The sequence below is a fragment of the Pseudoalteromonas sp. A25 genome, assembly GCF_009176705.1.
Lineage (GTDB): Bacteria > Pseudomonadota > Gammaproteobacteria > Enterobacterales > Alteromonadaceae > Pseudoalteromonas.
On sequence record NZ_AP021846.1, the window covers coordinates 1,293,657 to 1,305,395 of the forward strand.

The 11,739-nt window shown below is 41.7% G+C and carries 13 protein-coding genes; 10 read left to right on the plus strand and 3 right to left on the minus strand.

Going from position 1 to position 11,739, the window contains the following annotated elements; translation table 11 throughout:
* Nucleotide 1 precedes the first annotated feature (1 nt).
* Genes GDK41_RS05815 through GDK41_RS05850 form a run of 8 tightly spaced genes read left to right on the plus strand, consistent with a single transcriptional unit; the run spans nt 2 to nt 6,404 of the window.
* On the plus strand, nt 2–742 hold the full coding sequence (locus GDK41_RS05815; RefSeq protein ID WP_152085520.1) for a heme ABC transporter permease: 741 nt from the start codon (nt 2–4) through the stop codon (nt 740–742).
* Nucleotides 742–945, plus strand: coding sequence for a heme exporter protein CcmD (gene ccmD, locus GDK41_RS05820; RefSeq protein WP_152085521.1), 204 nt, complete (start codon nt 742–744; stop codon nt 943–945). Before GDK41_RS05815 ends, ccmD begins: the two co-directional genes overlap by 1 nt.
* A complete protein-coding gene (gene ccmE, locus GDK41_RS05825) occupies nt 942–1,421 on the plus strand; it encodes a cytochrome c maturation protein CcmE (RefSeq protein WP_152085522.1) in 480 nt (159 codons plus the stop codon). Before ccmD ends, ccmE begins: the two co-directional genes overlap by 4 nt.
* A 1-nt stretch (nt 1,422) precedes the next feature.
* Nucleotides 1,423–3,393 carry a heme lyase CcmF/NrfE family subunit gene (locus GDK41_RS05830; RefSeq protein WP_152085523.1) on the plus strand — a complete coding sequence of 657 codons (1,971 nt, stop codon included), beginning with the start codon at nt 1,423–1,425 and terminating at the stop codon, nt 3,391–3,393.
* Nucleotides 3,383–3,955, plus strand: coding sequence for a redoxin family protein (locus tag GDK41_RS05835; RefSeq protein ID WP_152085524.1), 573 nt, complete (start codon nt 3,383–3,385; stop codon nt 3,953–3,955). Before GDK41_RS05830 ends, GDK41_RS05835 begins: the two co-directional genes overlap by 11 nt.
* Nucleotides 3,952–4,407, plus strand: coding sequence for a cytochrome c-type biogenesis protein (locus GDK41_RS05840; protein WP_152085525.1), 456 nt, complete (start codon nt 3,952–3,954; stop codon nt 4,405–4,407). The genes GDK41_RS05835 and GDK41_RS05840 overlap by 4 nt, the downstream gene beginning before the upstream one ends.
* A gap of 2 nt (nt 4,408–4,409) precedes the next feature.
* Nucleotides 4,410–5,672 (plus strand): c-type cytochrome biogenesis protein CcmI, encoded by a 1,263-nt coding sequence (gene ccmI, locus GDK41_RS05845; protein WP_152087522.1) that lies wholly within the window; start codon nt 4,410–4,412, stop codon nt 5,670–5,672.
* Complete coding sequence (locus GDK41_RS05850; RefSeq protein ID WP_152085526.1) at nt 5,673–6,404, plus strand: MlaA family lipoprotein; 732 nt, start codon at nt 5,673–5,675, stop codon at nt 6,402–6,404.
* Between the two features lie 88 nt (nt 6,405–6,492).
* Here the strand turns inward: GDK41_RS05850 and GDK41_RS05855 are convergent, their stop codons facing one another.
* Nucleotides 6,493–6,780 (minus strand): hypothetical protein, encoded by a 288-nt coding sequence (locus GDK41_RS05855; protein WP_152085527.1) that lies wholly within the window; start codon nt 6,778–6,780, stop codon nt 6,493–6,495.
* A gap of 274 nt (nt 6,781–7,054) precedes the next feature.
* Nucleotides 7,055–8,626, minus strand: a complete 1,572-nt coding sequence (locus GDK41_RS05860) for a cation:proton antiporter family protein (RefSeq protein ID WP_152085528.1) — start codon at nt 8,624–8,626, stop codon at nt 7,055–7,057.
* Nucleotides 8,627–8,827: 201 nt separating this feature from the next.
* Between GDK41_RS05860 and GDK41_RS05865 the strand changes: the two genes are divergently transcribed.
* Both GDK41_RS05865 and GDK41_RS05870 read left to right on the plus strand, forming a co-directional pair.
* Entirely contained in the window at nt 8,828–9,571 is a 744-nt protein-coding gene (locus GDK41_RS05865; RefSeq protein ID WP_152085529.1) for a sporulation protein, read from the plus strand.
* 213 nt (nt 9,572–9,784) lie between these two features.
* Nucleotides 9,785–10,237, plus strand: coding sequence for a GNAT family N-acetyltransferase (locus tag GDK41_RS05870; RefSeq protein ID WP_152085530.1), 453 nt, complete (start codon nt 9,785–9,787; stop codon nt 10,235–10,237).
* A gap of 22 nt (nt 10,238–10,259) precedes the next feature.
* On the opposite strand, the gene GDK41_RS05875 is transcribed toward GDK41_RS05870, so the two are convergent.
* Nucleotides 10,260–11,606, minus strand: coding sequence for a sodium-dependent transporter (locus GDK41_RS05875; RefSeq protein WP_152085531.1), 1,347 nt, complete (start codon nt 11,604–11,606; stop codon nt 10,260–10,262).
* Nucleotides 11,607–11,739: the final 133 nt, after the last annotated feature.

Genomic DNA, 11,739 nt, shown 5'->3' on the forward strand with positions numbered 1-11,739 from the left:
CATGTGGAAATGGTTACATCCCTATGCAAAAGCAGAGCGAGCATATCAGTTATGCAATACGCTACTGCCTTATTTTGCAGTTATTACCGTTGTATGTTTGGCTGTCGGTTGGGTTTGGGGGCTTGCATTTGCGCCTGCAGATTACCAGCAAAAAGACAGCTATCGCATCATATTTATTCATGTACCATCGGCGATTCTGTCAATGGGAGCTTATTCGTCTATGGCAATTGCAGCCATTATCGCTCTGGTTTGGCAGATCAGAAATGCTGAACTTGCGGTTATTTCTATCGCGCCGGTAGGCGCTGCGATGACAGCAATCGCTCTAATAACTGGTGCTGCTTGGGGCAAACCAATGTGGGGCGCTTGGTGGGTATGGGATGCTCGACTAACCTCGGAATTAATTCTCTTATTTTTATACCTAGGCGTATTGTCTTTGTATCATGCATTTGAAGATAAAAAGTCAGCCGGTCGCGCTGCATGTATTTTAGCCATTGTTGGCGTAATAAATTTGCCTATCATCCACTTTTCGGTCGAGTGGTGGAATACCTTGCACCAAGGCGCGACTATCACCAAATTTGATACTTCAGCAATTGATCCATCGATGCTTTGGCCGCTACTGATCAATATCGTTGCATTTGCGGGTTTTGTTGGGGTAATTACATTGATTAGGTTGAAAAATGAAATTCTACAACGTGAAAAGCACCGCCCATGGGTGCGTGAACTGGTTGGTCGAGGTGAATAATGCAATTTGATTCATTTAGTGATTTTTTGGCCATGGGTGGGTACGGATTTTATGTCTGGTTATCCTTTGGTAGTTGTAGCGCCATTTTATTGGCCATATTTATCAGTTCATTACGAGATAGCAAGAAGCTTCGTGAAGAAGTTCGTGCTCAGATGCGTCGAGAAGAGCGAATTAAAAAGGCAAAGCAACAGGAGCAAACATGAATCCAAGAAGAAAGAAACGTTTACTGACCATTGTTGCGATTGTATTCGGTGTAGGGTCAGCGATTGGTTTGATGCTATACGCGTTACAAGAAAATATTAACTTGTTTTATACCCCAACGGAGCTGATCGATGGAAAGGGGGATACCAAAGATAAGCCTGTTATTGGTCAAAAGCTTAGAATTGGAGGAATGGTTGTACCTGGCTCTGTAGTTAGAGATGAAGATAGCCTAGATGTGAGTTTTAAACTAATGGATACGGGTCCTACTGTGACAATTCGTTATCACGGGATTTTGCCAGACCTGTTCAGAGAGGGACAAGGAATTGTTGCGCAGGGTACGTTAGTTGAGCCAAATGTGATAGAGGCATTTGAAGTGCTGGCTAAGCATGATGAAGAGTATATGCCTCCAGAAGTTGCAGAAGCGATGAAGGGCATCAAGCATGAAAAGCCAAAGTATAATTTAAATAACGAGAACTAATATGATCCCAGAGATAGGCTACTTTTCACTTGTTCTGGCAATGGCATTGAGTTTACTGTTGTGTATATTCCCATTGTGGGGCGCACATACCGGTAATTTACGGCTGATGCGTGCTGCTCCATCTTTAGCTGTCGGTCAATGCTTGTTTGTGCTGTTTGCTTTCGCAATTCTCATCTATATCACTTTGACTGATGACTTTACTGTGGCTTATGTTGCTCATCACTCCAGTAGCACGCTGCCTTGGTATTACAAAGTTACTTCAACTTGGGGTGGACATGAAGGTGCTATCTTACTTTGGTTGGTGATGCAGGCTTCGTGGACTGCTATAGTTGCGTTAATGTCTCGGTCGTTACCTTGGATATTAAGAGCTCGGGTATTAGGAGTGCTGGGCTTTTTGGGTGTAGGGTTTATGCTTTACACGCTTTGGATGTCGAGCCCGTTTGAGCGCTTACTGCCTTACTACCCCGTTGAAGGTCGGGATCTGAATCCATTATTACAAGACCCAGGCATGATTATTCACCCACCGCTGCTGTATATGGGTTATGTCGGTTTATCTGTATCGTTTGCTTTTGCAATCGCAGCGCTGTTGACAGGCAAACTTGATAATACCTGGGCTAAATGGTCGCGTCCATGGACGATGGCTGCGTGGGGCTTTTTAACGTTAGGTATTACGATAGGAAGCTGGTGGGCGTATTCAGAGCTTGGTTGGGGCGGCTGGTGGTTTTGGGATCCGGTTGAAAATGCCTCATTGATGCCTTGGCTTGTCGCAACTGCGCTACTGCACTCACTTGCAGTTACAGAGAAGCGCGGTGTTTTTAAATCTTGGACAGTCTTGCTTGCTATAACAGCCTTTAGTTTATGTTTACTTGGTACCTTTATTGTGCGCTCTGGGATTATCGTATCGGTGCATGCATTTGCAACTGATCCTGACCGAGGGCTTTACATATTACTATTCTTAGCGGTTGTTGTAGGCGGAAGCTTAGCGCTTTATGCAGCCCGTGTAGCGCAAGTGAAAAGTGAAGGTCGCTATCAGTTTTTTTCGCGCGAAGTGGCGTTATGGCTCAATAATATCTTCTTAGTGGTTGCTACGTTAGTTGTGTTTTTGGGAACGATGCTACCTATGATCCACAAAGAACTAGGCTTAGGCTCTATATCGATAGGTGTGCCATTTTTTAACCAGATGTTTGCAATTTTAATAGTCCCTTTTGCTATTTTGCTTGGCTTAGCGCCTATGCTGCGCTGGAAGCAAAACAAACTCTCTCCTTTGTTAAAAAAATGCGCAGCGATCACCAGTGCAACATTACTCTTAACCGCACTCTGGTTATATGGAAGCTATGAGGTAGTTGCACCAATTACTTTTATTGGTACTGCTTTGGCGATTTGGATTGTGCTATTTACCATGTTGGATCTTGTACAAAAGGTTAAGGTTCAAAATACCATCTCCGAAGGTGTAAAGCGTTTGGGCATTAGCTATTGGGCTATGATTTTTGGTCATATAGGTATTGCGTTTGTTATTGCTGGCGTAACGTTAACATCAGCGTATTCAGTGGAGCGTTCGGTGCGAATGCAACCTGGGGATACTGCAGCTTTAAACGAGTATGTTTATCGTTTTGAAGGCGTTAAAGAAATTGTTGGGCCCAACTATACAGGCCATGCTGGGGTGGTAACGGTTTTGAAAAACGACAAAGTCGTGACCGAATTACTTGCCGAAAAGCGTTTATACAATATTGGCATGCAATTTATGACCGAAGCTGCCATAGATGATGGATTTTTCCGAGATCTTTACCTCGCTTTGGGAGAGCAATTAACCCAAGGTGCTTGGTCGTTACGTATCTATCACAAACCTTACGTTCGTTGGATGTGGCTAGGGGGATTACTTATTTCCTTAGCTGGCTTCATTGTATTGATAGATAAGCGATATAGAAAATCTTCAACACGTAATAATGCTAAAGGAGTAGGACATGAATCGTAAACTGTTAGGGTTAATCCCGTTCCTGATTTTTATTTTGCTGTGCGTGTTTTTGTATCAAGGCCTATTTGGGAACCCGCGTGAGCTGCAAACTGGTCGTATTGGGCAGACGATGCCAAGTTTTACATTGCCGGACCTAATGGATGAGAAAAAGCAATGGCAGGATAAAGACTTGCTTGGCGATGTTTATCTACTAAACGTGTGGGGAACTTGGTGTCCAACTTGTGTTGCCGAGCTGAGTTATTTAACCGAACTCAGAGAGCAGGGTGTGAAGATTGTAGGATTATATTATGAGCAAGCCTACGACCCAGATTTTGGCGATCAGTTTGACATCAATAAACTGCGCGCTGAAGTACAGGCGATGTTGGCACGTACCGGTAATCCTTATCAGTTTAATATTTTGGACTTAAATCGAACGCTAGCCTTAGATTTAGGTGTATCAGGAGCTCCTGAAACGTTTTTAGTCGACAGGCAAGGAAAGATATTGCTACATCATACAGGTGATATAAATCAGCGTGTTTGGCGGGCTAAGTTTGCGCCTAAATTCATGGAGTTAACTCAATGAAGTTTGTAATGATATTACTGTTAATGTTGTGTGGCACTGTTGCTGCTACACAAGATAAATACGAATTTGCTAACGAAGAGCGCGCTGCAACTTTTAAAGAGCTTACGCTTGAGCTGCGTTGTCCAAAGTGTCAAAACCAGAACATTGCAGACTCAGATGCCGTTGTTGCTAAAGACCTTAGAGAAAAGGTACTAAGCCTAGTTAACGAAGGTAAAAGTAAGCAAGAAGTCATTGACTATATGATTGATAGATATGGTTATTTTGTACACTATCAACCTCCAGTGACACCTGCGACAATCGTATTGTGGGTATTGCCCGTGTTAATCGTCATTATTGGTTTTGGTTTTATTGTTTTTAGACAAAAAAAGGCATCGCGAAAACAGGCCTGGAGTAGTGAAGACGAGCAACAACTGGCCAAGCTAATTCAACAATATCAGCGTAGGGAGCAATAATGATGACAGGTCTTTTGCAAATGTGGAGTATGTTTGCACTACTCACATTATTAGCTGTACTGTTTGTTGTTGTACCATTTTTGCGTAGAGAAAAAATACTACAAGTTGACAATGAAGCGAATGCACAACGCATTGATATTTATCAGCAGAGACTCACTGAATTGAAAGTTGATTTAGATAATCAACGTATAGACCCACAAATGCATCAAGAGTCTGTACTTGAGTTAAAGCGACGCTTACTTAATGAGCTTTCTCCGGAGAAGCAGCTTAATAGCCGTGGGAATAACCGTATATTTGCGCTGACAGGCTTTTTATTTACCTTGGCGGTGAGCGGGGTTTTTTACTATTTTACAGGCAGTCAGCAGCAAGTCGCCAATTGGTATGAAGCGATTGAGAAGCTCCCTGAATATGGTGAGCGAGCAGTGTTGCAGCAAGGTGAGTCACTTTCAGCTAATGAATTGCAGGCGTTTGCATTAGGTTTACGCACAAAGCTTGCAAATAGCGGTGATGATGCCGTTGCATGGATGCTGCTAGGGCGTGTAGCAATGTCACTCAATGACTTTGAAATGGCCAAACAGGCATTTGAAAAAGCGCTGAAAATGGAGCCTAGCAACCATAATGTGTTAATTAATTACAGCCAAGTGTTATTAGTGGAAGGTTCTGAGTCTGCCATGAATAAAGCTGCTCGGCTTTTAGCTAAGGTATTAAAGAGTAATCCAAGTAATGTTGATGCGATTTCGCTTTTGGCACTTATTGCATATGAGAAGCAAGACTGGTTAGAAGCTAAAACGGCTTTTGAAGTACTACTTGCTAATATGGAAAGCAACGACCCGCGTTATAGCATGATAGAACAACGCATTGACGAAATTGCGCAAAAAATCGCTCCAGAACAAGCACAAAATATTCAAAGCTTAACGGTTAATGTTACGTTAGATGAAAGCTTGCTATCGGACATGCCACAGGGTGGTACGTTATTTGTGTTTGCAAAAGCAGCCAATGGACCTGCAATGCCTTTGGCAGTTGCAAAACTTACAAATTTTAACTTGCCTTTGACGGTGACTCTCGATGATAGTATGGCAATGATGCCTGACTTAAAGCTTTCAAACTATCAAGAAGTTATCGTTACTGCTCGTATCTCTATAGATAATAGTGTGATGCCTCAAGCAGGAGAGTTGGAAGGGCAAAGTGATGTTGTTTCTTTATTGGCGGATAGCAACGAGGTTGTGGTGCACGTCAATCGAATTATATCAAGTACAGGAAAGTAAATGTTTAAGCCTATATTAGCTGCTTTTGCAGCCATCGTTATCAGCGGCTGTGCGAGCGTACCCGCTGAAAAAGAAGACGAGCGTGACCCATTACAGTCACTCAACCGTCCTATTTACGATTTCAATATGGAGGTGTTGGATACTTATATTCTAAGGCCGCTAACTGTGGGTTATGTAGAAATAACACCTCAGCCAGTGCGCACTGGCTTAGTTAATTTTAGTACCAATTTGACGACTCCAACGGATGCAATTAATGCAGGTTTACAAGGTAAACCTGCTAGTATGGGCATCAATGTTGCTCGTTTTCTTGTCAACTCTACAGTGGGTATTTTTGGTATATTTGATGTTGCCAGCAGCTTAGGCCTCAAACATCAAGATGAAGATTTTGGCCAGACGCTGGGTGTCTGGGGAGTTGGTGATGGTGCTTATCTGATGTTACCAGGTATGGGGCCTTCAACAGTGAGAAACTTATCTGGTGATATTGTTGATAACTTTGTACTACCAGAAATAGCACTGAGTTCACCGCAGACGATAGGGTTATTTGCAATTAAAGTGCTTGAAGCGAGAGCATCTTTAATGGCGCAAGAAAAGCTGCTAGAAGAGTCTTTAGACCCATATATTTTTGTAAAAGACGTTTATTTTCAACGTCAGCTTTATGAACTATATGACGGTAACCCCCCAATCAAAGAAGAGCCAACGGATTTTGATGAGGACTTCCTAGAAAATCTGTAAGTTGTTTTGATTTTAGGAAAGAGATAGGCTGGCGACGGGCAGTGCCAGCCTATATTGGTTGGGAGAGTAGGCTCCCACAAATTCTGTTTTAGTGCATAGCACCGCTTTGCTTGCGATAAAAGCCTAAATCATTAAGCTTCTCGACTAGTAATGAGGGGTCTTCTATTTTTGACGGGACAGATTCATCTCGTAAAAAGTGGTCATCTGGCACGTTGTGTAAATCCAACATTTTGTTAAAAAGAATACTGCGCATTGTCAGCGCTGTCATTCCGCTGTTTTGGATCTCGTCAAGACGATTTTGTAGATCAGAAAATGGCCTAGATTGTACATCATCAACAACCGCAGCGAAGTGATTTACCTGTTTGTTTTTTAGCATTTTGGCCTTCTCCCGAGAAACATCCAATTGTTATTGTTAGTAACATCCATCATATTTTTGTGTTAAAAATAGATACTTACCTCTTTCAAGATGAAAACAGTGTACTCTGTTTTAATGGTAGATTACTAACTTCGATGTAAAGCTTTGTAAATCGAGTAAAGTCTAAATTTAGAATATTTTATGAAGGAAGTTTGGATGTCTAGAAGTAAGATATTGATGTTCAAATAAAAATAATTCTCAGTACCTTTTATGGTACTGAGAATTATTTTGTAAACTAAGAAAATAAATTTTGTTTTACGTGCTCAGCAAAACCACTACCAGCCTCAAGATAGAAGTTATAAGTCGAGTTTACTCCCATTTCTTCTAACTCTCTTTGCTGATCGGGGTAATTTGCGATAGCGGTCACTTGGCCCTTAAAGCCAGACGCTTTGAGTTGCTCTAACGCATAGATATTTTGCATATGCTTGGGCATAGCAAGCATAACCATATCAACACGAGAGTGATTTACTCGCTGCCAAAAGTCAGGATCTGTAGCGTCGGCAAGTAGCACTCTGCGGCCTCTTTGCACATGTTTATCGACGACTTCGGGTTTTATATCTATACCGGCAATAGAGCCAGGATGTGTTGCTTCAATTGTTTCATAGGCACCGGTTCCAATGCGGCCCATACCAAAGATCACAATACGCGTGTCGGTTAGGTTGACAGGTAGCTCCTCTTCAAGGCGTTTGTCACTCTCAAATTTTAGTAATAATGGTTCAAGCTTGACGTAAATACCATTGGCGCGTTTGTTCAATGGCGAAGCGATTACAAAGGTGATTGATACTGCAATAGCTACGACCGCCAACCAATCTGCAGCAATTGCACCACTGCTTGCGGCAACGGCACATACGATGAGTCCGAACTCACTGTAATTGGCCAGCGTAAATGCGCTTAATAAGGAGGTTCTAGCGCGTAGTTTAAATAAATTTGTGAGGAGATAATAAAAACATACTTTAATTGGCAATACTAATGTGAGTAGGCAGGCAATGAGTAACGCATCAAAGCTCATATTGGCATTGAGGCCAATGTTTAAAAAGAATCCAACAAGTAGTACATCTTTTAAATTCATTAAGGATTTAGAGAGCTCACCTGCTTTTTTATGTGGCGCAAATAGCATACCAATTATAAGCGCACCTAAGTCTCCTTTGAGCCCTGCAAATTCAAACGCGTGATAGCCAATGACGAGGGCGAAGAAGAAGCCAAATAGGGGCAGTAGTTCGCCATGCTTTGAGCGGTTTAGTATCCATAACATTACTGGCCTGAACACCGGGAGAGCAACAAGTAAGACTAAAGCCCATACGTTAGGTGCTTTGCCTGTACTAATTGCTAAAAATACGACCGCGAAAATGTCTTGCATAACCAAGATGCCAATAGATATTTTGCCATGTAGGCTCGACATCTCTCCACGCTCTTCTAGTACTTTTACAGCAAACACAGTGCTTGAAAAACTAAATGCGAAACCAACTAAAAGCGCACTCGACATAGTTAAGTCGGTAAATAACGGCAGGCTCATGGCGCCAAGCAATAGTAGCAGGGAGGCAAAAAATGCACTGCTTAATACAATATGCAAGGTAGCTGGTGCCCAAACTTGTGCTTTCACCAAATTACCAATCTTTAGCTTAAGGCCAATACTGAATAGCAATAAGGTTACGCCCAAGTCAGCTAGTTGGTTTAATAGTTCAGTGCTCCTATAACCAAGTAGGTTTAGGATAAACCCCGCCATTAAAAAGCCAATAAGCGGTGGCAGCTTTAATTGGTATACCGAAAAACCGCATGCGAATGCTGCGGCGAAAAACAAAAGTTCCATAGCATGTATGTATTGATTCTACCTAACTTCAGTGTATCAGAACTATATGATTTATAAATTGAAAATTTATTCTACAAGCGATGAAAGGGGGAGTTTCTGAGTCAATTGAACAATAATGTGAGTATTATGACAAATTTTCGCTGACAAGTATTAAAAAATGTGGTTAAGATGCCCTAAAGAAACATTTCTACAGGAGAAGTAATGTTTAAAAAGATTCTCGCATCTGTCGGAATTGGTGCGGCAAAAGTGGATACTGTATTAGAAACTGAGCACTTATATCCAGGGCAAATATTTCAAGCTAAAATCGTTATAAAAGGTGGAGACATAAGCCAAGAAGTTTCAGGTTTAGAAATGGCTTTGATGACTCGAGTGAAAGTGGAAAATGACGAAGGCCACTACTTTGTTAACCATGTCATTGAGAAATGGAAAATTGGTGAGCGTTTTGTGATTGATGCACAACAAAGTAAAGTGATCCCGTTTGAGGCTCGATTGCATTCAGAAACTCCAATTACCGAGTTAAATGCAGGTTATAATCACTGTCATGTTTGGTTGGAAACTGGACTCGATATTGACCTAGCGTTAGACCCCACTGACCGAGATACACTGCATATATATCCTAATGATGCGATAAAAACTTGTATGTTGGCGATGGAAAGGCTCGGTTTTGGACTGGTTAAATCAGATGTGGAGAGAGGGCATTTAAGGGCTAGTAACTTTCATACAGTTTCTGGCTGCTATCAGGAGTTAGAGTATCGACCGCAAAATAGTACTCTGTTTGGTATACAGGAAGTTGAGCTTTCCTTTGTACCAGAGGCTCACCGCACGCATGTTTTAATCGAACTAGATAGGGCGTTTCAAAGTGATGGGTATGTCGACCTAACGATTGAACATGATCATGTAAACTTGTCACAACTTTGCGATCAATTAGAACGCTTGTTTGCATAAAAATTTGTTGACTAGAAAATGCCCAGGGTCTCTGGGCATTTTTGTTTTTAAATGAACTCAGAAATGGATAAGGGCGTTCCAGTTGTTGCTATTTTTAAAGTCGGCAGCACTTACAATGGTCGTTTTTTATCCCATAATCAATATCTTGAATAAGTAGGGCTATTGAGAACATGCGCTTATTCATCGCTGAGGTGAAATAGATAGGGGTCGCGGATGCAATGGTTGGTGAAGAGATTTTCAGATCTTGATATAAATTTAATGTTTGATGTTTTAAAGGCTCGTGTAGATGTATTTGTTGTAGAACAACAATGTCCATACCCTGAATTAGATGAGGTGGACAGGCATAAGCTGACCCGACACCTTATGCTGGTCGAACAAGGGCAGGTTTGTGCCTATGCGCGCGTTTATGCAAAATCGGCTCATGAATGTGCAATTGGTAGAGTATTAATCGTTAAAGAACACCGTGGAAAAGGGTTGGCTAAAGATTTAATGCGGCAGGCGCTTGAGATCTGTAATTCAGAGTTTAAGGAAAGAGACATTGTTCTTTCAGCTCAAGTATATTTATTGCCTTTTTACAGCTCTTTGGGATTTGTGCCACAAGGGGATGAGTACTTGGAAGATGGTATAGCTCATAGAGATATGCGCTTGGGTAGAGCACTTGCCTAACATGCAAGTGCTCTTATTTTATTTATTGCGAGTGAATAAATACCAGAGCAATGGCTAATGGGCATACAAATTTGATATACCATGGCCATATTTTCCAAAAAATGCTCGAATCAGCCTCTTCGTAGCCACTCTTGATTTCTGTGAGTAGCTTATGTCGGCTCCAGATCCAGCCTACAAAAATACAGCACAACATACCGATAAGTGGTTGTCCAAACTGAGTTGTTAGACTTACCACGAAGCCAAATAAGCTATTAAAGTTAAAGATAATGGTAAAGCTAATTAAGGAGATCAGACCGCCGATCACCCACGTTGCTTGTAAACGCGATAATGCAAATCGCTCAACGGCGTACGATACGGGTGCTTCAAGCATTGAAATTGAAGATGTTAATGCAGCAATGCTCATGAGCGCGAAAAATGCAAATCCTACAAATAGACCAACATCGCCCATACTTTCAAATAAGGCTGGTAATACTTGGAATACTAAGGTGTCTTCTGATAATAATTGGCCGTTGGCACTGAAGATCTCAACACCTTGAGCTTGTGCTACATACATTGCTGGGATAATTAAAAGTCCCGCTACAAATGCAATAAAAACGTCGATGAGGGTTACATATGCGCCCAGAGAAACGAGGTTTTCTTGTTTGCTAATGTAAGAGCCATAAATGATCATTACACTGGTGCCCAGAGATAATGAGAAAAATGCTTGGCCCAGCGCGCTTACTAGTAATTCGGGGTTTAAGATAGAGGAAAAATCCGGCACCAAATAGGCCTTTAAACCTTCACTGGCGCCATTTTGCATAAGCACATAGGCGATAAGTAAAAATAGGATCCCTAGCAGGGCTGGCATCAGGCGTTTTGACCACTTTTCTATGCCGTTTTCTACGCCTTTACTGATAATTGAAATGGTTAGTAGCACAAATAAAGTAGTGAAAATTAAGTCGCGCGCTAGCGATTGGTTATTTAACCAATTTGCGGTATCAGACAACCCCGAGAGTGTGGCAATAGGTTCAAGGGTTGCACTAAACATCCATCCAGCAACAATCGCATAAAAACTTAAAATTAAGCCTGCACAAATAATGCCCCCAAAGCCGACAATGAAAGCGAAGCGTTTATTGAGCGGGTTGTTAGATAATTTTTGTAATGAAGAAACGGCATTTGCTTGGCCGTGGCGACCGATAACCAGTTCGGCCATTAATGCTGGGTATGCTAAACAAAACGCCAGTACTAAATAAACCAGTACAAAAGCGGCTCCACCATTACTTGCTGTTTGGGTAGGAAAGCCCCAAATATTACCTAAACCTACGGCAGACCCTGCTGCTGCCATGATAAATCCAAAGCGAGAACTAAATTCTCCGCGCACACTGCTCATATTATTTATACTTCTCTATTTTTTTACGGCGGCTGACAATCTACTGTAAATAATGACAAATAAAAAGCGCTAATTGTCATTAGAATGCCATGATCTAGCACAACTTTTTTGTTATTTATTGATTGTAACTTTA

Excerpts from the sequence above, each read along its gene's own strand:
- GDK41_RS05815 (WP_152085520.1), top strand. The coding sequence starts at position 2 with ATGTGGAAATGGTTACATCCCTATGCAAAAGCAGAGCGAGCATATCAG.
- ccmD (WP_152085521.1), top strand. The coding sequence starts at position 742 with ATGCAATTTGATTCATTTAGTGATTTTTTGGCCATGGGTGGGTACGGA.
- ccmE (WP_152085522.1), top strand. The coding sequence starts at position 942 with ATGAATCCAAGAAGAAAGAAACGTTTACTGACCATTGTTGCGATTGTA.
- GDK41_RS05830 (WP_152085523.1), top strand. The coding sequence starts at position 1,423 with ATGATCCCAGAGATAGGCTACTTTTCACTTGTTCTGGCAATGGCATTG.
- GDK41_RS05835 (WP_152085524.1), top strand. The coding sequence starts at position 3,383 with ATGAATCGTAAACTGTTAGGGTTAATCCCGTTCCTGATTTTTATTTTG.
- GDK41_RS05840 (WP_152085525.1), top strand. The coding sequence starts at position 3,952 with ATGAAGTTTGTAATGATATTACTGTTAATGTTGTGTGGCACTGTTGCT.
- ccmI (WP_152087522.1), top strand. The coding sequence starts at position 4,410 with ATGACAGGTCTTTTGCAAATGTGGAGTATGTTTGCACTACTCACATTA.
- GDK41_RS05850 (WP_152085526.1), top strand. The coding sequence starts at position 5,673 with ATGTTTAAGCCTATATTAGCTGCTTTTGCAGCCATCGTTATCAGCGGC.
- GDK41_RS05855 (WP_152085527.1), bottom strand. The coding sequence starts at position 6,780 with ATGCTAAAAAACAAACAGGTAAATCACTTCGCTGCGGTTGTTGATGAT.
- GDK41_RS05860 (WP_152085528.1), bottom strand. The coding sequence starts at position 8,626 with ATGGAACTTTTGTTTTTCGCCGCAGCATTCGCATGCGGTTTTTCGGTA.
- GDK41_RS05865 (WP_152085529.1), top strand. The coding sequence starts at position 8,828 with ATGTTTAAAAAGATTCTCGCATCTGTCGGAATTGGTGCGGCAAAAGTG.
- GDK41_RS05870 (WP_152085530.1), top strand. The coding sequence starts at position 9,785 with ATGCAATGGTTGGTGAAGAGATTTTCAGATCTTGATATAAATTTAATG.
- GDK41_RS05875 (WP_152085531.1), bottom strand. The coding sequence starts at position 11,606 with ATGAGCAGTGTGCGCGGAGAATTTAGTTCTCGCTTTGGATTTATCATG.